At 44.1% G+C, this 20334-nt stretch carries 18 protein-coding genes; 3 read left to right on the top strand and 15 right to left on the bottom strand.

The genetic code is table 11. The features are described 5' to 3' along the window. Window positions 1-73: 73 nt before the first annotated feature. Window positions 74-1309: a pyridoxal phosphate-dependent aminotransferase gene (locus FTU46_RS02620; RefSeq protein WP_004784132.1), complete on the bottom strand. Its 1236-nt coding sequence runs from the start codon at window positions 1307-1309 to the stop codon at window positions 74-76. Window positions 1310-1461: 152 nt separating this feature from the next. Between FTU46_RS02620 and msrB the strand changes: the two genes are divergently transcribed. Together msrB and FTU46_RS02610 are read left to right on the top strand one after the other, a co-directional pair. Beyond that, window positions 1462-1881: a peptide-methionine (R)-S-oxide reductase MsrB gene (msrB, locus tag FTU46_RS02615; protein ID WP_004784131.1), complete on the top strand. Its 420-nt coding sequence runs from the start codon at window positions 1462-1464 to the stop codon at window positions 1879-1881. After that, window positions 1878-2354 (top strand): glutathione peroxidase, encoded by a 477-nt coding sequence (locus tag FTU46_RS02610; RefSeq protein ID WP_004784130.1) that lies wholly within the window; start codon window positions 1878-1880, stop codon window positions 2352-2354. Before msrB ends, FTU46_RS02610 begins: the two co-directional genes overlap by 4 nt. Before the next feature lie 129 nt (window positions 2355-2483). On the opposite strand, the gene dapC is transcribed toward FTU46_RS02610, so the two are convergent. From dapC to FTU46_RS02585, 5 genes are all read right to left on the bottom strand, one after another. Then, window positions 2484-3653, bottom strand: coding sequence for a succinyldiaminopimelate transaminase (gene dapC, locus FTU46_RS02605; RefSeq protein WP_159123250.1), 1170 nt, complete (start codon window positions 3651-3653; stop codon window positions 2484-2486). A gap of 22 nt (window positions 3654-3675) precedes the next feature. Then, window positions 3676-6342, bottom strand: a complete 2667-nt coding sequence (gene glnD / locus FTU46_RS02600) for a [protein-PII] uridylyltransferase (RefSeq protein WP_180104276.1) — start codon at window positions 6340-6342, stop codon at window positions 3676-3678. Window positions 6343-6365: 23 nt separating this feature from the next. After that, a complete protein-coding gene (gene purT / locus FTU46_RS02595; RefSeq protein ID WP_171505576.1) occupies window positions 6366-7580 on the bottom strand; it encodes a formate-dependent phosphoribosylglycinamide formyltransferase in 1215 nt (404 codons plus the stop codon). A gap of 854 nt (window positions 7581-8434) precedes the next feature. After that, complete coding sequence (gene ygaH / locus FTU46_RS02590; RefSeq protein WP_159123254.1) at window positions 8435-8782, bottom strand: L-valine transporter subunit YgaH; 348 nt, start codon at window positions 8780-8782, stop codon at window positions 8435-8437. Further along, entirely contained in the window at window positions 8779-9507 is a 729-nt protein-coding gene (locus FTU46_RS02585; protein ID WP_171505577.1) for an AzlC family ABC transporter permease, read from the bottom strand. Before FTU46_RS02585 ends, ygaH begins: the two co-directional genes overlap by 4 nt. Window positions 9508-9635: 128 nt before the next feature. Here FTU46_RS02585 and FTU46_RS02580 point away from each other — a divergent pair, with 128 nt between their 5' ends. Continuing rightward, the gene (locus FTU46_RS02580) at window positions 9636-10130 is read left to right on the top strand and encodes a hypothetical protein (RefSeq protein WP_159123256.1); all 495 of its coding nucleotides are present in this window, start codon (window positions 9636-9638) and stop codon (window positions 10128-10130) included. A 535-nt stretch (window positions 10131-10665) separates the two neighbouring features. Here FTU46_RS02580 and FTU46_RS02575 read toward each other — a convergent pair. The 9 genes from FTU46_RS02575 to FTU46_RS02535 all read right to left on the bottom strand — a co-directional run bounded on the left by FTU46_RS02575 (window position 10666) and on the right by FTU46_RS02535 (window position 19975). After that, window positions 10666-11274: a superoxide dismutase gene (locus FTU46_RS02575; protein WP_180104275.1), complete on the bottom strand. Its 609-nt coding sequence runs from the start codon at window positions 11272-11274 to the stop codon at window positions 10666-10668. Window positions 11275-11487: 213 nt separating this feature from the next. Then, complete coding sequence (gene ychF, locus FTU46_RS02570) at window positions 11488-12579, bottom strand: redox-regulated ATPase YchF (RefSeq protein ID WP_179993080.1); 1092 nt, start codon at window positions 12577-12579, stop codon at window positions 11488-11490. A gap of 111 nt (window positions 12580-12690) precedes the next feature. After that, window positions 12691-13350, bottom strand: a complete 660-nt coding sequence (locus tag FTU46_RS02565) for a methionine ABC transporter permease (RefSeq protein ID WP_163169519.1) — start codon at window positions 13348-13350, stop codon at window positions 12691-12693. Next, on the bottom strand, window positions 13331-14401 hold the full coding sequence (locus tag FTU46_RS02560; protein ID WP_180002243.1) for a methionine ABC transporter ATP-binding protein: 1071 nt from the start codon (window positions 14399-14401) through the stop codon (window positions 13331-13333). Before FTU46_RS02560 ends, FTU46_RS02565 begins: the two co-directional genes overlap by 20 nt. Before the next feature lie 16 nt (window positions 14402-14417). After that, window positions 14418-15254: a MetQ/NlpA family ABC transporter substrate-binding protein gene (locus tag FTU46_RS02555; RefSeq protein WP_180104274.1), complete on the bottom strand. Its 837-nt coding sequence runs from the start codon at window positions 15252-15254 to the stop codon at window positions 14418-14420. Window positions 15255-15263: 9 nt separating this feature from the next. Continuing rightward, window positions 15264-16094, bottom strand: coding sequence for a MetQ/NlpA family ABC transporter substrate-binding protein (locus tag FTU46_RS02550; RefSeq protein WP_180053872.1), 831 nt, complete (start codon window positions 16092-16094; stop codon window positions 15264-15266). Between the two features lie 19 nt (window positions 16095-16113). Further along, window positions 16114-17538 carry an LLM class flavin-dependent oxidoreductase gene (locus FTU46_RS02545; protein ID WP_180104273.1) on the bottom strand — a complete coding sequence of 475 codons (1425 nt, stop codon included), beginning with the start codon at window positions 17536-17538 and terminating at the stop codon, window positions 16114-16116. Beyond that, entirely contained in the window at window positions 17538-18761 is a 1224-nt protein-coding gene (locus FTU46_RS02540; protein ID WP_180104272.1) for an SfnB family sulfur acquisition oxidoreductase, read from the bottom strand. The genes FTU46_RS02545 and FTU46_RS02540 overlap by 1 nt, the downstream gene beginning before the upstream one ends. A gap of 11 nt (window positions 18762-18772) precedes the next feature. Further along, the gene (locus tag FTU46_RS02535; protein ID WP_180104271.1) at window positions 18773-19975 is read right to left on the bottom strand and encodes an SfnB family sulfur acquisition oxidoreductase; all 1203 of its coding nucleotides are present in this window, start codon (window positions 19973-19975) and stop codon (window positions 18773-18775) included. Between the last annotated feature and the right edge of the window lie 359 nt (window positions 19976-20334).

Below are 20334 nucleotides of genomic sequence, written 5' to 3'. Positions count from 1 at the left end.
GCTTATCGCGGAACTTTTTAGACAATAAAAAACCGCATTCATGAATGCGGTTTTTTGGAATTAATTTTATAAATTAACGCATTTTTGCCAAGAAACGGCCTAAACGGGTAATCGCTTCACGCAGTTCATTTTCTGCTGGCAGGAATACCACACGGAAGTGATCCGGTGTTGGCCAGTTGAAACCAGTACCTTGAACCAATAGAACTTTCTCAGCACGTAACAGATCAAGCATCAGTTTCTCGTCATCTTCAACCGGATAGATTTCAGGATCAAGACGAGGGAAGCAGTACATTGCACCTTCAGGCTTCACACAAGACACCCCTGGAATCTCGTTTAGCATTTCCCAGGCAATATTGCGTTGTTCATATAGACGGCCACCTGGGCGGATCAAGTCATTAATAGACTGATAGCCACCAAGTGCAGTCTGAATTGCATATTGTGCTTGATGATTCGCGCAAAGACGCATTGAAGCCAGCATATCCAAGCCTTCAATGTAGTCCATTGCACGTGATTTATCACCAGTAATTGCCATCCAGCCTGAGCGATAGCCAGCAATACGATAGGCTTTAGATAAACCGTTGAACGATACACATAATTGCTTGCCTGCAAGCGAAGCTACTGACACATGTTCAATGCCATCGTAAACGATCTTGTCGTAGATTTCGTCTGCGAACAGGATCAGGTCATATTTCTTCGCTAGATCCACAATTTGCTGTAATACATGACGCGGATAAACCGACCCAGTTGGATTATTCGGGTTGATAATCACGATCCCGCGGGTATTTGGCGTGATTTTGCTTTCCATATCCGCAATATCTGGATACCAGTGATCTTCTTCATCACATTTATAGTGAATCGCTGTACCGCCAGACAGGTTCACTGCCGCAGTCCATAATGGATAATCCGGCATTGGAATCAGCATTTCATCGCCGTCATCCAGCAGGCCTTGCATCGCCATCACGATCAGCTCAGATACGCCATTGCCGACATACACGTCATTCACGTGCATATCCAGAATGCCTTTTTGCTGGTAATACTGACAGATCGCTTTACGTGCCGGGAAAATCCCTTTGGAATCCGTATAACCAATCGCATTTGGCAGGTTCAGTGCAACATCATTAATGATTTCTTGCGGGGCTTCAAAGCCGAATGGGGCGGGATTTCCGATATTCAGTTTGATAATTTTATGTCCGGCTTCTTCCATCTCGTTGGCCGCTCGTAACACTGGTCCGCGAATGTCGTAGCAAACATGCTCAAGCTTAGACGATTTCTTGATCTCGCGAGGGGGGGTGTTACCAATACCGGACATAATTCCATCCAATTAATTTTTAAGTTAAACCTATAGATTACGCAAATATCACAATCTATGCTGAAATTTCGCTAGAAATTTTTTCATCTCTAGCGTAAATATGGAAGTACTGAAGCATGACATTGAATGTCAAAGATTTAAAGGAGTTAGTGATGGGAAAACTCAATAAAACAGACCGGGAATGGCAAAGAGAGTTATCACCAGAAGAGTTTCGCATTACGCGTGAAAAAGGAACTGAACCGGCATTCACAGGCAAGTACTGGAATACAAAACAGGAAGGGACTTATGTCTGCCGTTGCTGTGGTACACCACTGTTTTCTTCAACCACCAAATATGACAGCGGTTGCGGCTGGCCAAGCTTCTATCGTCCTGTGAGCAGCTCAGTTGTAGAGGAATTACCTGATACTTCACATGGTATGGTGAGAACAGAAATTGTTTGTCATCATTGTGATGCACATTTGGGACACGTTTTCCCGGATGGTCCGGAACCGACTGGCTTACGTTATTGTGTAAACTCGGCCTCTTTAGAATTACAAACACAAGAAAAAACTGACGAGGAAACTTATCCATGACCAGCATTTATCAGTTTGAAGCTGAGTTGTTAGATGGGAAAAACAAACGGCTTGCAGATTATGAAGGAAAAGTACTTTTAATCGTAAATACCGCGAGTAAATGTGGTTTCACTCCACAATTTGCAGGTCTGGAAAAGCTTTACCAGAAATATAAAGAGCAGGGACTGGAAGTTTTAGGTTTTCCATGCAATCAGTTTGGCGGACAGGATCCAGGTTCAAATGAACAGATCGGGGAATTTTGCCAGAAAAATTATGGGGTTTCTTTCCCAATGTTTTCCAAGGTAGATGTTAAAGGTCCGGAAGCGCATGCAATCTTCCGTTACTTGACCAATAATTCCAAAGGAATTCTAGGAAATGGCATTAAGTGGAATTTCACCAAGTTTCTGATTGGTCGTGATGGCAAGGTATTAAACCGTTTTGCACCTACCACCAAACCTGAAGATCTCGAAACAGAAATTGAAAAGGTTTTATAAGTTTATTTGAAATGTCTAATTTCTAATGAATAGAAAATAAGTGAAATAGAAGAATAATTTGTAGCCAAAATCCATAAAAAACCCACTTCTGGAAAGTGGGTTTTTTATTTGTGTTTAGATCTTAAAAGATTAAAGAATCGCTTTTAAACGCTGAATTACCTGTTCACATTGTGCCAGATCAGCCACCAATGCCAGACGCACATGATTTTCACCCGGGTTACCTTGCGTAGTTTCACGAGACAGATAACGGCCTGGCAATACTTTGATATGCGCTTTTTCCATCAACATTTTGGCAAAAGCTTCATCATTGTCCACTTTGAGCCAATAGTAGAAACCCGCATCCGGTTTTTTCAGCGGAAGCAAGTGCCCCAATTCTTTCTGGAACAGATCGAACTTGGCACGATACTGTACCCGGTTTTCTTCCACATGCGCTTCATCACTCCAGGCTGCAATTGATGCTAACTGGTGTTGCACCGGCATCGCTGCACCGTGATAAGTACGGTATTGCAGATAAGGTTTGAGTAAAGTGGCATCACCTGCAACAAAGCCTGAACGCATGCCTGGCAGGTTGGAGCGTTTAGATAGAGAATGGAAAACGACACAGTTTTTATAGTCATCTCGGCCAATCTCGGCACACACTTCCAGTAAACCTGTCGGTGCTTCATCAAACCAGAGTTCTGAATAGCATTCATCAGAAGCAATGACAAAATCATATTTGTCTGACAGTGCAATCAGCTTTTTAAACTGCTCTTTAGAAAGAACAGCACCTGTTGGGTTGCCCGGTGTACACACAAATAACAGGGCAGTTTTTTCCCAGACTTCAGCCGGAACTGAATCAAAGTCGCCTAAGTAGTCATTTTCTTCAGTACAGTTAATGAAATAAGGTTTTGCACCTGCAAGCAGGGTAGCACCTTCATAAATCTGGTAGAAAGGGTTTGGCATCACCACATAAGGCGCATCTTCACGATTAATCAGCGCCTGAACAAAAGAAAAGATTGCTTCACGGGTACCAGAGACCGGTAATACATTGCTGTCTGCACTGATGCTATTCAGTTTAAAACGACGAGTCAGCCAGTTGGCAATGCTTTCTCGTAATTCAGGTAAGCCTTTGCTGTTCGGATAAGTCGATAGATGCTGAAAATTATCAATAATCGCCTGTTTCACAAACTCGGGTGCTGGATGCTTTGGTTCACCAATTGAAAGGGGAATCAAAGGCATATTCGCAGGCTGGATATCCGCGAAAAGTTTATTCAACTTTTCAAACGGATATGGATGCAATAAAGACAAGCTAGAGTTCATGAATGTGTTACCGAGCAGTGTGTTAGTGTTGAGCATTGACCTGATGTGAGGCCTCATCTAGAGCAGCTTTTAATGCCGCTGCAAAATTGTCAGACTCTATTTGGGTCATTGGGCTGCCATCTTTTTTGGTGACAAAGAAAATATCTTCAGCACGTTCGCCAAGCGTAGCAATTTTGGCAGAGTGAATATCCAGACCCTGCATCATAAATAAACCGCCAATTTTCGCAAGTAAACCAGGATGGTCAAGTGTCGCAATTTCAACCATATTCTGGTTTAAAGCTTCATTAAGGGTGATATCGACGGTATTTTCAATGTCAAAATGACGTAACTGACGCGGAATCCGGCGCTGCATCAGACCTGGATATTCATCAGAATGACTTAAGGCATCCTGTAAGGCTTCAATGACAGTTGCCTCACGTTCCGGATCGGTCAATAACGTGCCAAAACGGTCAAGGACGACATAGGTATCCAAACTGAAAGCTTTGGTTGCGGTAATAATCCGGGCATCCTGAACGTCCAGATTCATGCGATCCAGAACAGCAACCGTGGTGGCGAACAGATTTGGCTTATCTTGAGTATAGATGAAGATCTGCACGGCATCCTGCGCATATTTACGATGCGCACGCATTAATACCAATGGTGCAGGATTATCGCCATGTTCCAAAATAGCACGGGTATGCCAGGCGATTTCATCGGCAGATTCTTTCAGGAAGTAGTCATCGCCCAGTTCCTGCCAGACTTTTTCGACATCATAAAGCGAGAAATGTTCCACTAGACGTTCACTGGCTTCGAACTTGGTATCTTCAATCAGCATCTGGTAATCAACCGGACGGCCCAAGCCAGAACGAATCACATCACGCGCATGCGTATAGAGTTGACGCATCAAAGATGAACGCCAGGTATTCCAGAGTTTTGGATTGGTCGCATTAATATCTGCCACGGTTAGGGTATACAGATAATCCAGATGCTCCATATCTCCCATTTTTTCAGCAAATTCTTTGACCACATCCGGATCGGAAATGTCTTTTTTCTGTGAGGTCACTGACATGGACAAATGGTTTTCAATCAGCCAGGCAACCAGATTGCATTCACGTTCGGTAAAGCCATGGATACGGCAGAACTGAATCGCATCGGCTGCACCAAGCTCACTATGATCACCGCCACGACCTTTGGCAATATCATGGAAAATAGCCGCCAGATAAACGATGTCACGACGTGCTAATCGCTGGAACACAGAGCTGACCACAGGGAATTCTTTGGCAAATTCGGGTTCCTTGAAGCGGTTCAGATTGCGGATCAAGAGCAGGGTATGTGCATCCACGGTATAGATGTGGAATAAGTCATATTGCATCAGACCGGTAATCTGTCCGAAAGCCGGAATATATTTGCCTAGGACACCATAACGTTTCATTGCCACCAAGGTTTCATACAGGCGATGCGGTGAACGAATGATGGCCATAAACAGGGCTTGGTGTACCGGATTATCACGGAAATCCTGATCAATACGTTTAGCTGCCAGAGTAAGCAGACGTAAAGTACGCGCGCGAATGCCCTCAATTTCAGGACGATTGGCCAGCAAATAGAAGATTTCCAGAATGGCACTTGGCTTTTCCGAGAAAATCTTGTGATGTTGAACTGCTAACTTGCCATCGACCAGTTTGAAATTTTCATTGATTTCTTCAATCTGGCGTTCATATTGAGGTAAACGCGGAGTAATCACTGATTCATTGAAATAAGCCAGCAGCATTTCATTCAGAGTTGAAACCTGCTGCGCGCTACGATAATAGCGCTTCATGAACTGTTCGATTGGATAGTTCGGTGGCTGACCTTCTTCACGGGTATAGCCAAACATCGCCGCAATATCCCGTTGATAATCGAACAACAGGCGGTTTTCATCGCGCTTGGTCAGGCGGTGTAAATGATGACGAATTTCCCAGAGGAAGCTTTCGGCTTCTTCGAGTACGGCAAGTTCAAACTCTGAAATAAAGCCCAGATGCACCAGGTCATAAATACGGTTGACGCGGAAATGACGTTTGGCAATCCAGCCAATCTGGTTGATATCGCGGATACCGCCCGGTGCATTTTTAATATCCGGTTCCAGATTGCTTTCAGTATTGTTGTGCTGAGCATAGCGTTTGTGCTGCTCGTCCATTTTCGCATCAAAAAAGGTTTTATCGGTCCAGGTTTGTGACACGATCCGGCGTGGCCACTTGGTCAAATTTTCATTGCCAATGATCAGACGTGCCTCGATCAAGGACGTCGCTACAGTAAGGTCGCTGCTGGCCTGATTGACGCATTCATTGATAGTACGGACACTGATGCCCGGTTTGAAATTGCCCACATCCCAAAGAGAGGAAATAAAGCTGGAGATCAGCTTTTCCTGCTCTGGAGTGAAATCATCTTCAGACAGGATCATGATATCGACATCTGAATATGGCAGCATTTCGCGGCGGCCATAACCGCCAACAGCGAAAAGCGCCAAATCAGTCTGATCTAGTTCAGCATGATTCCATAAGAATTGCAAAGCCTCATCAATCAGGTTAGAACGGGCCTGAATGATGTCACGGATGGATTGTCCATTTTCAAAACATTCCTGAAGCTGATTTTCTACATCGCTACGCCATTGATTGATCGCTTTGATGTCATTGTGACTTTTAATGTAATTCAGCAGCGGGGAGGTATTGATCATGAACAGTGGTCCGTTGTATTTACTTAATTTTGATGAACATTAACTTGGTCAGCAACCTGTTGAGCCAGCTCGCGAGCCTGTTCAATGCTTTTTGCACGCGCAGTCGCGACACCCATACGGCGGCGTTTAAAGCCTTCAGGTTTACCAAACAGGCGTAAATCGGTATCGGCATGGGCTAAAGCAAGATTCAGGCCAGAAAATGAAAGATTGCGATCATCGACACCTGCGTAAATCACGGCACTGGCAGCTACACTATGACGAGCTGTATTGACTGGTAAGCCTAAAATAGCACGGGCATGCAGTTCAAATTCACTCTGGAACTGGGAAGCCAAAGTGACCAGACCAGTGTCATGCGGGCGAGGTGAAACCTCACTAAACCATACTTTGTCGCCTTTGACAAAGAGTTCTACACCAAAAATGCCGCAACCGCCCAATGCCGTGGTGACTTTATTGGCGATACGTTTTGATTCTTCCAGAGCAGCGGGACTCATTGGCTGAGGCTGCCAGCTTTCTACATAGTCGCCTGAGTCCTGACGATGTCCAATCGGATCACAGTAAGAAGTTTCGATTTCGCCAGTTTGAGGATTCTTAGCCCGCACAGTAAGCAGGGTAATTTCAAAATCGAAATCAATCTGTGATTCGACAATCACTTTGCCCTGATTAACTCGACCACCTGTTTGCGCATATTCCCAGGCAGCATCGACTTCTTCAAAACTTTTCACGCGGGATTGACCTTTACCTGAAGAAGACATCACCGGTTTCACAAAGTTTGGATAGCCAATGTCATCACAGGCTGCGCGGAAAGATTCCAGAGAATCGGCGAAGCGATAAGCAGAGGTCGGTAAGCCTAGTTCTTCAGCCGCCAGACGACGAATGCCTTCACGGTTCATGGTCAGGTTAACTGCTTTAGCTGAAGGAATTACGGTTGCAATATTCTGTTCTTCAATTTCAACCAGCACTTCGGTCGCAATCGCTTCAATTTCAGGAACAATGAGATGCGGCTGAATTTTTTGAATAAGCTGTTTGAGTTCCGCTGCATCTGCCATATTTAAGGCATAAGAAAAATGTGCCACCTGCATGGCAGGAGCATCTGCATAACGATCTGCAGCATGAACTTCTACACCTAAACGTTGCAAGGAAATCACCACTTCCTTACCTAGTTCTCCTGAACCTAGCAATAGAACTTTAAAAGCTGAAGATTGAAGAGGAGTACCAATAGTCACGTTCATGTGTATTATCCATGCTTGATTTTATGGACTTTTAGCATAACAGAACTCAATGCCGAGATAAGCCGAGTTTCATACAAAATTGTGATATTAGCCAGCAGTTTTATTTATAAAAGTTTATAGAGAATTGCATCTGAAATCAGGCAGTTCGCTTTACTGTATTTTTCACCGGGTTTAAATGATAAATCCGGTTTTGCGGATTGAGTTTTTCCATATGCAAAATTTGCTTGTCATTGAGCTGAAGTTGATGGAGAAGTTTCAGACTCTGTATTCTCTTAAAGGCGTAAAAGGGAATGACAAAAGGACAGATAAAACCAAATATCCATAGCAATAAACCAAATCCTGAAAATTGCAGTGCATCTAAGAATACAGTGAAAAAGTGGAATTGATGATTTGACACTGCGACAAGTGCAAAAAATAGAAACAGTAAAATTATACTAAAGCAAAATACATAAATGAGATTTGGAATGCCTTTATGTAACAGGCTCCATCGGCTAAAAATGATTTGTTTAGGATGCAGATGGATCACCTGTTGAGTCTGATTGTAGAGGGCAATGATTTTATTTTTGCCATGCTTCTGAATATAAATGACACAGATATGATCTGCGGGTCAGCAACCACTTCTACAAAATGACCAGTAAAATTCTGTGTATTAATAAGGCATTCAAAATAGCAGCCGGGTAATTCATATTGGCTAAAAATAGCTAACATCTCATCACGTCGATAATGAATAAATATTTTACCTTCAATTATTTGCTTTGGCTCGAACATGCCAATATTTTCCTTACTTTTTTTCTTATATAAAAAAGACTTATGCAATTAATTTAGCATAAGTCTTGAATGAGATTTTTAATTTTCTAAAAGGCTTAAAAAGGTACAGAGATATAGGTATAGATCAGGCCATAAGTTAAAGCTGCAGTTAAGGTCGCCATGACAATTTTCTTGAACTTGAAATACAGTCCAGCGAGTACAATAAAACCGATCAGCATGGCAAAGCTTTTATCTGGCGTTTCCAATAAGGGCGGTAAGGTCGCCACAACCAGCATGGAACTGATAGCAGCAATCCCAATTGAACCCAAAGCAATTTTCAGCCATAGCGCACCACGTTTTTGCGAACCCTGCTGAAATTTTTGAATTACATAGAAAGGGCCAAAACGTGAGGCAAAATTGGCAATCCCGACAATAATTCCGACCAAGATAATTTCAAGATTCATGATTGATCTCCTGCATATTCAGGATCTGGTTTTTTCAGCACATAGTGCTTGAACAGGCCGGCCAAAATGCCGGAACTGATGCCGATAAAGATCGCAGCGGACAGATCGATAAAATAACAGGCAACTGCTGAGACAATAATCGTGATGGTCACCACAAAGGTGTGTTTCTTTTCAAAGGCTGCCAATAAGAAACTTAAGAACAGGGCAGGTAGCAGGAAATCTAAAGCCGCCTGCAAGAATTGTGGCAAATTACTGACCTGATCAGCAAATAATCCACCTAAAAATGAACCTGTCGCCCAAGACAGCCAGCTAAATAGACTCAGACCGAGCATCCATGATTCTGACCATTCTTGGCGCCGTTGCGACAGCTTGATCATACCTGAAGCAAAGACTTCATCAGTAAGACCCCAAGCCCAGACTGCGGTTTTCTTCAGATTTAAACGATCTTGAATCAGGTTTTGTAAAGCTGGGCCGTATAAAAGATGACGAATGTCCAAGGCAATCACGGTCAATGCAGTCATCCAGATCGAAGTACCGCTACCAAGTAACGCTACAACTAAAAACTGACTGGCACCGGCATACATGGAGCAGGACAGAAATAAGGCTTCCCAGGCAGTAAAGCCGAACTGGGTGGCAGAAACGCCAAAGGCAAAGGAGACCGGAAGGTAAGTAAATATAATGGCCTGGCTATCTTTGGCACCTTGCCAGAAACCGGCAGGTTGCATCGCTACTGGATTGTGGTCAGACACAAAACACCTTGAGGGAGAGAGTTAAAACAGGGATTAAATCAAGATTGTGTATTGTACGCGAATTTACTAGCATAGTGCCGAAATGTTTAACTGGCGATTCTGATATGTTGATGTTCAAGACACGTGCAATGCTGGTCGGTGTTTTAATCGGCAGCACCTTATTTCTTCAAGCTTGTGGAAATGACAGTCAAGCGCCAAAAGCCGAAATTAAAGCGGCACCTAAACTCTCTAATGATGCGACCACTTATGCCAATGCTGCATGGCAATTCATGAATGAAGTCGATCCGCTGGTTTATAACAAGGAAATGGAACAGATAGATGCTCAGGTACGTCAACCGGCCCGTAAATTGAGTACTGACTGGCGCATTAATGTGAAAATGACTGACTCAGTGACGGAAGGAAAATATGCCTTATGTCGCAAGGCGTTAACCAGTCTGGAAATCTGGGCACGTAGCACCGTTGAAAATAGCAGTAGTGTGGCACAGAAACAGGCCGACTATGAGCGTGATAAACAGCAATGTCAGGGAGCTATTGCTCATCCTGAACTGGGAAATACTGATCCAAAGCAGAAAGGTAATGCAGTAGCTGAACAGTCTTAATCGGGTTTTATAATCTTCAGGCGGAACTTCGGTTCCGCTTTTTTGTTATAAAAAACGATTCTATTTATATAAATAAACAATAATTAAAATCAAGAAATATTGCCCCTGAGTCATTAAAAAAGTCCTATAATTGACTCATAATCAAGCGATTTAGAGATAAAAGTTAACTTTTGGAGTAATTTTAAATGTTAAATAAATTGTTTTTAGCGATAAGTATAAGTACTGTTTTAGTAAGTGCAGTACAAGCTTCTTATGCGTGTGAAGTGGCATCATGTACCAATGGCTTTGATAGCGTCAATGTTTGTGAATTGCTTTCTTAAATTTTAAATCCATCTCCCTATAGAAAATTCAAACAGCAAAAATTAAAAGAAGCCTCAGAATAAGGCTTCCCATACAGTTAGACGATCATGTCTTAAAGCAACATGAACAGACGTTCTAGATACAACACTGCTCCGCCCAAAAGAATACTGAGGCCGCAGATCAAGCGTAAAGAGTGCCAAGACATGAGATTTCGTCCTACTGTATTCATTTATATTTAAAGTGCTTCCAGATAACGGCGATTCACTTCCTTCCAGTTCACCACATTAAAGAAAGCGGCAATATATTCAGGACGACGGTTCTGGTATTTCAAATAGTACGCATGTTCCCAGACATCCAGTCCTAGAATCGGGGTATTGCCATGCATCAGCGGTGAGTCCTGATTGACACTGCTTTCTACGATAATGGTTTGATCGGGTGCCACGCTGAGCCAGGCCCATCCGCTACCAAAACGGGTCAGGGCTGCCTTGGTAAAAGCTTCTTTAAAGGCTTCAAAGCCGCCAAACTCCTTGTCAATCGCTTGTGCAATTTCACCTTCAGGATTACCACCGCCATCTGGACTCATTACTGTCCAGAACAGGGAATGGTTGGCATGACCGCCACCATTATTAATCACATTATTTTTTAAATCTTCAGGTACCTGATTGGCTTTGCTCACCAGTTCTTCCACAGAAAGATCTTCCCATTCTGTGCCTTCAATACCTGCATTGATGTTGTTGATATAAGTTTGATGATGCTTAGTGTGGTGAATTTCCATGGTTTTAGCATCAATATGAGGTTCCAATGCATCATAAGCATAAGGGAGTTCGGGAAGGGTATAGCTCATTTTTAATTGTCCTTAAGCGTGATTGAGTGAGTGGAATTCTCGACTAAATTTTAAAATACGCTTGAGTTGTATTAAATACAATGAGAATTATTATCATTAATGTTATGGGAAGAGATTTTTATAAATAGGATGTAAAGATGCGTATGAGAATAGCAAGAAGCCAAATTTAGTAACAAAAAAGCCCCAGATTTGGGGCTTTTCTTTGGCTTCAACTTATACGTTGAAACGGAAGTGCAGAACGTCACCGTCCTGAACGATATAAGTTTTACCCTCTAGACGCCATTTACCTGCTTCTTTAGCGCCAGCTTCGCCGTTGTACTGCACAAAATCATCATAAGCAATACATTCTGCACGGATGAAGCCTTTTTCGAAGTCAGTGTGAATGACACCCGCTGCTTGAGGCGCAGTAGCGCCGACTTTAACCGTCCAGGCGCGAACTTCCTGTACACCGGCAGTGAAGTAAGTTTGTAGGCCAAGCAGTGAATAACCTGCGCGGATTACCACGTTCAGACCTGGCTCTTCCATACCCATTGCTTCCAGGAACTCAGCACGGTCTTCATCTTCAAGCAATGAAATTTCAGCTTCGATCTGGTTGCAAAGCGGAACCACGATTGCATTTTCAGCAGCTGCCAGTTCACGTACCGCATCGAGGTGCGGGTTATTTTCAAAACCGTCTTCTGCCACGTTAGCGATGTACATCGTTGGTTTAAGCGTTAACAGACCAAAGCCACGTACCAGTTTACGTTCGTCATCATCCAGATTTGCTGCACGGGCAGGTTTGCCTTCATCAAGCAAAGGTAGGATTTTTTCAAGAACGGCTTTAGTGGCTACAGCTTCTTTATCGCCACCTTTTGCAGACTTCGCCAGACGAGTCACTGCTTTAGTCACAGTTTCAAGGTCAGCTAGAGCAAGTTCAGTGTTAATGGTTGCGATGTCATCAAGCGGATCAATTTTACCGTTGACGTGAATCACGTTTTCATCTTCGAAACAACGAACAACATGAGCAATTGCATCAGTTTCACGGATATTCGCCAGGAACTGGTTACCCAGACCTTCGCCTTTAGATGCACCAGCAACCAGACCCGCGATGTCCACGAATTCCATGGTAGTTGGTACCACGCGTTGTGGTTTTACGATTTCAGCAAGTTTATCCAAGCGTGGATCTGGTACAGGCACGATACCGGTGTTTGGTTCAATCGTACAGAATGGGAAGTTTTCCGCAGCAATTGCAGCTTTAGTTAATGCATTGAAAAGCGTAGATTTACCAACGTTAGGCAGGCCTACAATACCACAATTAAAACCCATGAAATAACTCACAAAGCGTTATATAAAAATTGCCAGTGATTTTACATGAAAGCCATGACAAAGTCAGGTCATGGCTGGGTGCTTTGTTGAAAACTTATGAAATAGATGTTTTTAAATTTTACGTTTGTCGAGCTGATTCGACAGGGTGTCACCAGTGGCCTGAACCAGCATGACCAGAATCACCAGCACCACAATCACCGCCAGCATGATCTGCATGTCAAAACGCTGATAGCCATAACGGTAGGCAATGTCGCCCAGACCACCGGCACCAATAGCACCGGCAATTGCTGATGAGTTAATCATGGTCACCAAAGTGACGGTAAAACCGGCCACAATCCCTGGTAAAGCTTCAGGTAATAGCACATACCAGATAATTTGCTTACGGTTACAGCCAATCGCTTGAGCCGCTTCAATCAGTCCCTGATCGACTTCACGTAAACTCACTTCAGCAATACGCGCAAAGAAAGGAGTCGCGGCCAACGTTAAAGGTACAACTGCTGCCCAGACGCCATAGCTGGTGCCTACAATCCAGCGGGTAAGGGGAATTAAAGCGACCATTAAAATCAGGAAAGGCACCGAACGGGTAATATTTACAATCCAGCCCAGAGCCTGATTAATGGGTTTGGATGGATAGATCCCGTGTTCAGATGTACTGACCAGTACTACTGCCATCGGTAAACCAATCAGAAAGGCAACGATTGCGGATACACCAACCATGATGAGGGTATCGGTGGTTCCTGTTAGTAATAAATCAATGAGTTGGTCGTGCATAGCCAATCACCTCAATCTGTGCAATGTGTTGTTTTAGTTTTTGCTGAAGTAAGTCAGTATCCAGGTTTAGATCGGCAACTGCGACAATCAGGCTACCGACCAGATGATTTTGGATGCTGTCGATATGACTTTGATAGAGATGCACCGGATGCTCGAACTGTTCGAAAATCACTTTCAAATCTGGGGAATGCTGAACACTAGAGGCATAGCGCAGTTTGATAATGCTATGCGTGGTATCTGTTGTTACTTCAGGACTAATCGCAAATGGTAATTCCAGTTGTTCCAGATTCAGCAGTTCCTGGGTGATCTGTTGCTGTGGGTTAGAGAATACAGACCAGACTTCACCGGATTCGACAATTTCACCTTTTTCAATCACGACGACTTGATCGCAAATTTCACGGATCACTTGCATTTCATGGGTGATCAGCACAATGGTAATACCAAGTTTCTGATTGATTTCTTTTAACAGTGATAACACCACGGAAGTGCTTTCCGGATCCAGTGCAGAAGTGGCTTCATCACAGAGTAGAATTTCCGGGTGATGCACCAGCGCGCGGGCAATACCGACACGCTGTTTTTGGCCACCGGATAGCTGAGAAGGGTAGTTCTGAGCCTTATCGCTTAAGCCGACCAGTTGCAGCACTTCGTTTACACGCGCATCAATGTCTGATTTTTTATAATTTGCAACTTTTAAAGGCAGAGCTACATTTTCCCAGACGGTTTTGGCAGACATCAGGTTGAAGTGCTGAAAAATCATGCCAATACGCTGACGAAGCTGGATCAGTTCAGCATGGGTTAAGCCAGCCAAATCCTGCTGATGGATATGGATATGACCTTCGCTGATCTGTTCCAGACCATTTAGGGTACGTAGCAGCGAGGATTTCCCCGCACCACTTTTCCCGATAATCCCGAAGATCTTGCCTTCAGGAATATCCAGATTGATGTTTTTCAAGGCATGTACCGATTTGCCTTGTACCTCATAGTATTTATTCAGGTCACGGATTTTGATATGTGGGACGGAAAACGCCATCTGAGAACCAAAACTCACCATAGTATTCACCTTATTTCTAGCCTTCAAACCACATACCAGTACCAAAATCCTGGTCCAGAATTGCTTTGACTTTTTCAGAATTCTGGAAAGCTTTTACGAAAGTCGCCAGTTTCTGGTTTTTATCTTCGTAGTCTTTGCGTGTCACAAACAGAATGGCGTATTTCTTGTCGATTGGATCCAGGAACAGAGCATCATGTGGATCTGCTGCTTTAGCAAGTTTTAGATAATGTGGATAACCAAAGATCAGATCAGCTTTATTCAAGGCATGTGCCGTTTGTGGGCCTTCAACTTCAATAAACTGCAACTGTTTAGGATTATTCTTGATGTCCTTAACGGTTGATAATTCATTGTTGATATTTTTCAGTTCAATCAGTTTTGCACGGTTAAGAAGGATCAAGGCACGTGCCAGATTCACCGGATCATTTGGAATGACCACACGGGCATTTTGTGGTAACTCATCCAGCGATTTATATTTCTTAGAATATAAACCGACATGGCTACCCGTACCGGGCGCGAAACTATGTAGATCGAAGTTGGTTTCGCGAATGACATTTCCTAAGTACACACTTTGCTGGAAAAAGTTAGCATCGATGTCGCCATTCTGTACCGCGACATTGGGTGCATGCCAGTCGGAAAATTCAACCAGTTTCACATTAATACCTTGCGGTTTCAGTTCATCAGCCACACTTTGCAATAAGTCTGCATAAGATGGGCTAATGCCAATGGTCAGTACATCCTCCTGCTGCTGACCCTTGGTCCAACGGTAAGCCGCCAGACCGAGAATCAGTGCCAAAATGACACCGTCAATGATCCACTTCTTTGCATTCGAATTTGACGAATTTACTTGTGTCATCATCGCACCTTATTTCCAACCTGGGAACCAGAGCTTCGCACCGAAGTCAGCATCTAATGCTTCCTTCACGCGAGGTGAGTTCTGATAGATTTCAACAAATTTTTTCAGCTTGTCATTTTTGTCCTGATAGTCCTCACGTACCGCAAATAGGATCGCGTAACGGTTGTCTTTGTTAGAGTCAAATAACAACGCTTGTTCTGGATCAGCTGTTTTAGCCAGACGTAGATAGTGCGGGTAACCGAAAGCCAGATCAACATCATCAATGGCACGTGCAGTTTGCGGACCTTCAACCTCAACGAATTGCAGATTTTTCGGATTCACTGCAATATCTTTTAGGCTAGAAAGGTGGTTATTCGGATCTTTTAAAGTCACCAGTTTAGCCTGTTGTAATAACAATAGAGCACGGCCTTGGTTGACTGGATCGTTTGGCACTACAACTTTCGCGCCGTCTTTAAGTTCATCCAGACTGTTAATTTTCTTGGAATATAGACCAACATGAGTTGCTGCACCTTTGGCAAACGCCTTGATTTTAAAATCAGTTTCTTTCTTCGCATTATCCAAAAATGGCTGATGCTGGAAGAAGTTAGCATCAATGTCACCATGATTCAGGGTGATGTTTGGTGTGTTCCAGTCTGAGAACTCGACCAGTTTGACATTGATGTCTTGCTGTTTGGCCTCTTCGGCTGCGACTTGTAAAGGTTTAGCGAAGGACGGGCTGATCCCAATCACCAGTTCATCCGAACCGGATTTCTTTTGTTGATTCCAGATCACCAAGCCGATAATCACGGCGGCAATAATCACCCCAATCATGGTGAATTTTGTTTTAGCTGTTTGTGCCATGTTGCACCTCAAAATAAATTTATGCTGATTGTTTTTGCTTTAAGTTTGTGTTCGCGGTAGAGGCAGAGTTTTGACATCGGAATTGCTGTACTGGATGCGCGCTAGGTAAGCGGTCACCTTGCTGAAACAGTTTGTGTCTGAAACTGCCTTGTTCATATTCAGTTTTATAGCGTCCGCGCTGCTGTAATTCAGGAATCACAAATTGGATAAAATCCTGATGTGATTCAGGTGCCACCGTGCGGGTCAGGTTGAAGCCATCGATACCAGTTTCATCAATCAGCTGAATTAGCTTTTCTGCCACCGTTGCGCCGCTGCCAACAATTAGTGGATAACGCCCACCTAACACATGCTGAGCTTTTAGGTCATTTGGCGTGATCTGCTGCTCTTTAAATTTTTGATTGACCGTTGCGATACTATTGGTCTTCTTGTAAGGAATTGGCTCATCATCGGCAAATTTGGACAGGTCAATGCCAACAGAACTGGAGTAATGCGCAAGACCGGCTTCAGGGCTGGCATAAGCACGGTATTCATCCAGTTTTTGCTGTGCCAGTTCATCCGTTTCTCCGGTGACCACAGCAATGCCGACAAAAATCTTGATCGCTTCAGGATCACGACCTTGTTCAACCGCTTGATGACGAATTTGATTGACCTGTTTCTTGATCTTGTCCGGATGATCACCACCAATAAACATACCTTCAGCATGCTGGGTAGCGAAAGCCATGCCACGCGGGGAAGCACCGGCTTGGAACAGTACCGGCGTACGCTGAGCAGAAGGGGAAACCTGGAATACACCCTGGCTACGATAGAACTGGCCTTGGTGATTTATCTGATGCACCTTGGCTGGATCAGTAAAGATACGCTGCTGCTTATCTTTTAAGACAGCATCATCTTCCCAGGAGCTTTCCCAGAACTTGTAGCACAGCTGTAAAAATTCCTCGGCCTGTTCATAGCGCAGATCATGGTCTTTCAGGCCATTTTCACCAATCAGACGTTGTGCACTGTCCAGATAACCGGTGACAATATTCCAGCCGATACGGCCATGGGTCAGGTGATCCAGACTGGCAAAACGGCGGGCGAACTGATATGGCGATTCATAGCTGAGATTCACCGTGACACCAAAACCGAGATTCTCAGTGACTGCTGCTATGGCAGATACCAACGTGCTTGGGTCATGGCTAGGTAACTGAATGGATTCTCTTAGAGGCAGGTCAATGCCGTTCTGATAGACATCATAGACTCCGGTAATGTCGGCAATGAACAGGCCGTCAAACAGACCTTTTTCCAGCGTTTTCGCCAGATCAGTCCAGTAGCTCAGTTCATTAAAACGGTGTGATTCATCCCGCGGATGAGCCCACAAGCCATGATTGATATGACCCACGCAGTTCATATCAAAAGCGTTCAGCAGGATTTTTTTAGTTTTCGAGTTTGTTGTAGTCTTTGTCATTACAATGTCCCCCGGCGTGGAGGCAGAACACCATTCAGCAAATAATTGGCGATAAAATAGTATTTCCATCGTGAAGCATCATGCAGGGTATGCACGCGGGCATTACGCCAGAAGCGGTCTAAGCCATCTTCGCGCTGGCTACCACGACTGCCAGCCAGTTCAATCAGCTTCGATGATGCTTTTAATGCGGTTTCAGAACTGTGTGCACGCGCTTTAGCCACATCCAGAGAAGCTCTGGCCACGCTGGTTTCAGTCGGATTGGCTTTGGCAGTATCGACAGAGCGGGCGGCCTGTTTGAGTAACACTTCAGAAGCACGCACATCAGCTACCACACGGCCCAGTTCAAGTTTGGTCAGCGGATCATCGGTGGCCTTGTCCACACCAGAATCAATCCACGGACGCGCCTGACGTACACGGTCCAAGGTTTCCTCAAATGCAGCACGGGCAATGCCGGTTTCAATGGAGGCATGTAGCAATTGTGCGAAAGGACCGGAAATGGTTGGGCGGGAATAGGCCGTATCAAAACGTACCACATCTTCCTCAAGCACCTGCACGTTGTCGAATTTCACCGTGCCGCTGCCAGTGGTACGCTGGCCAAAACCGCTCCAGTCATCAATCAGGGTCAGACCTTCACTGTCACGTGGGACAAAGGCCAGGAATTGCTGTTCGCTTTCATGCACGACCAGTGTCGGAATGCGGTGCGCAAACAGGCTGCCGGTGCAATAGAATTTTTCGCCGTTAATGACATAACCTTGCTCGGTTTTGCGAATCGCAGTTTGGCGCTGTGCAGCAGTCTTGGTCTTGAATTCAGCTAGGGCATTACCAAAACGAGCACCTTTTAAGACTTCGGCATAGAGTTTCTGTTTTTGTTCCTCCGTGCCGTTATTGCGCAGGATTTCGAGACCATAGAAATGGTTTTGCGGAATCTGACCGATTGATCCATCCACACCGCTCATTAGGGCAATGACTTGTGCCACCGTATAGCTAGACACTTCTGCACCACCATATTCTTTAGGTACAGTAATCGCCCAGAGTCCGGACTGGCTATAAGCCTCGATTTCTTCGAAAGGCAGAATACGTTCAGCATCACGTTGTACTGAATTAATCTTGAACTGCTCTGCCAGATTATGGGCAATTTCTAGTGCTTCTTCATCAGATTTGATGATGTGCGCATGTGCCAGCTGTTCTGACTGCAATGGACTAATGTTTTGAAATGAAGTCATGGCAAATATCCTTAAATCCAGGCGTGGCGGGCAGGGAGTTTATGATTTAGGTAATAACCCCCAAGTGCATGCAGCTTCCAGCGGATCGGGTCATGCAAGGTATGCACACGGGCATTACGCCAATGCTGATCCAGATTGTGCTGACTGAGGCTGGAGCGACTTCCACCCAATTCCAGTAATTTTTCCGAGATATGTAGCGCAGCATCGTTGGCATAGACCTTGGCTTCAGCCACTAGAATTGAGGCTTTGGCTGCCTGCTCATCAGTCACAGATTCCAGCTGATCCAGTTCATCCAGATATTCAGCGGCTTCATCCAGCAGTAAAATCGCGGCATCGAGCAGCACAGAAGATTTGCCAACTTCCTGCAGGGTATAATGTTCTAAGCTGGCTTTTTCGACTTGAGCATCGACAATTGGACGTGCTTTTTGTACGGCAGTCAGCGTATCGGCAAAAGCAGCTTCGGCAATGCCGACATCAATCGCGACCTGCATCAATTGGGAATAGGCACCGCGGTAGCTTGGTTGATTTCCTAACAGACGCTCATCAAAAATCAATAGCGGATCAACTTCGACATGCTGAAGTTTGACGGTACCACTCGAAGTCGTGCGTTGACCAAAGCCATTCCAATTGTCGATCACTTCCACACCTTCAGCATTGCGGTCGACAATGGTTAGTACTACATGGCCTTCTGGATGAATCGCTTTAATCGCTAACCAGTGCGCGAAGCTACTACCAGTTGAATAGAATTTCTCGCCATCCACAAAATAGCGGCCATTTTCAAATGTTAAAGTGGTGGCAAGCGTCTTGGTATCTTTGGTATTGCGCTCTGGACCGCCATTCGCCAGACGCTTACCTTTTAGAATTTCGTTATAAATAAACTGTTTTTGTTCTTCTGTGCCCATGATCTCGATCATGTTGAGTAATGCGATCTGGTTCTGCGGAATTTGCCCGACACTTGAGTCAGCCTTATTAATAATCCGGAATACATGAGCCAGGGTTTTATTGGCAACAAATGCACCGCCGTACTGTTTCGGAATACGCATGCCGCCCAGGCCTTTCTGGCTGAACAGGTCAATCTCAGCAAAAGGTAATAGACGTTGCTGATCACGCTGATTACGGCCTTCCAGGGCAAAGTCTGCAACCTGATAAGCAGCATTAATCGCGTCGAGATCATTTTCGATGATATGAACTTTTTCAGAAGTTAAACGAGACATAATGACATCCTAAATCGATGCCAAAACGTTACAGCGAAAGCTTTATGTAATTAAGCAATTGCTTTTGCAAAGCTTATAAAAAAAGCTCTTTAAGATAAAAACTGCTAGATTCTTATAAATTTGGAATATAGTAACTGATTAAAATTAAATAGATTTTGAATAATTTCTTAATTTTAATAGATGTTTTTAAAGCAGTGCATATCTGCTTTATAGATAATCAAGACAAAAAAATGTATAAAAATACTCATCGTCGTGCTGAATAAGCAACATCTTTATTTGGAATAAAAAGTTCATTGTATTTCCAGGCTAGGGTGACTAAAGTATCCGACTAAATTAGATGGTTTTAATGCGATCTAACC

The organism is Acinetobacter sp. YH12108, from assembly GCF_013419055.1.
Lineage (GTDB): Bacteria > Pseudomonadota > Gammaproteobacteria > Pseudomonadales > Moraxellaceae > Acinetobacter.
This window is presented reverse-complemented; position numbering and strand designations above follow the sequence as displayed.

Bases quoted from the DNA above. Each gene is read 5' to 3' on its own strand.
- FTU46_RS02565 (WP_163169519.1), bottom strand. From the start codon at position 13,350: ATGCACGACCAACTCATTGATTTATTACTAACAGGAACCACCGATACC.
- FTU46_RS02560 (WP_180002243.1), bottom strand. From the start codon at position 14,401: ATGGTGAGTTTTGGTTCTCAGATGGCGTTTTCCGTCCCACATATCAAA.
- FTU46_RS02550 (WP_180053872.1), bottom strand. From the start codon at position 16,094: ATGGCACAAACAGCTAAAACAAAATTCACCATGATTGGGGTGATTATT.
- FTU46_RS02620 (WP_004784132.1), bottom strand. From the start codon at position 1,309: ATGTCCGGTATTGGTAACACCCCCCCTCGCGAGATCAAGAAATCGTCT.
- msrB (WP_004784131.1), top strand. From the start codon at position 1,462: ATGGGAAAACTCAATAAAACAGACCGGGAATGGCAAAGAGAGTTATCA.
- FTU46_RS02535 (WP_180104271.1), bottom strand. From the start codon at position 19,975: ATGTCTCGTTTAACTTCTGAAAAAGTTCATATCATCGAAAATGATCTC.
- ychF (WP_179993080.1), bottom strand. From the start codon at position 12,579: ATGGGTTTTAATTGTGGTATTGTAGGCCTGCCTAACGTTGGTAAATCT.
- FTU46_RS02555 (WP_180104274.1), bottom strand. From the start codon at position 15,254: ATGACACAAGTAAATTCGTCAAATTCGAATGCAAAGAAGTGGATCATT.
- FTU46_RS02585 (WP_171505577.1), bottom strand. From the start codon at position 9,507: ATGCAACCTGCCGGTTTCTGGCAAGGTGCCAAAGATAGCCAGGCCATT.
- glnD (WP_180104276.1), bottom strand. From the start codon at position 6,342: ATGATCAATACCTCCCCGCTGCTGAATTACATTAAAAGTCACAATGAC.
- FTU46_RS02580 (WP_159123256.1), top strand. From the start codon at position 9,636: ATGTTGATGTTCAAGACACGTGCAATGCTGGTCGGTGTTTTAATCGGC.
- FTU46_RS02545 (WP_180104273.1), bottom strand. From the start codon at position 17,538: ATGACAAAGACTACAACAAACTCGAAAACTAAAAAAATCCTGCTGAAC.
- ygaH (WP_159123254.1), bottom strand. From the start codon at position 8,782: ATGAATCTTGAAATTATCTTGGTCGGAATTATTGTCGGGATTGCCAAT.
- FTU46_RS02575 (WP_180104275.1), bottom strand. From the start codon at position 11,274: ATGAGCTATACCCTTCCCGAACTCCCTTATGCTTATGATGCATTGGAA.
- dapC (WP_159123250.1), bottom strand. From the start codon at position 3,653: ATGAACTCTAGCTTGTCTTTATTGCATCCATATCCGTTTGAAAAGTTG.
- FTU46_RS02540 (WP_180104272.1), bottom strand. From the start codon at position 18,761: ATGACTTCATTTCAAAACATTAGTCCATTGCAGTCAGAACAGCTGGCA.
- FTU46_RS02610 (WP_004784130.1), top strand. From the start codon at position 1,878: ATGACCAGCATTTATCAGTTTGAAGCTGAGTTGTTAGATGGGAAAAAC.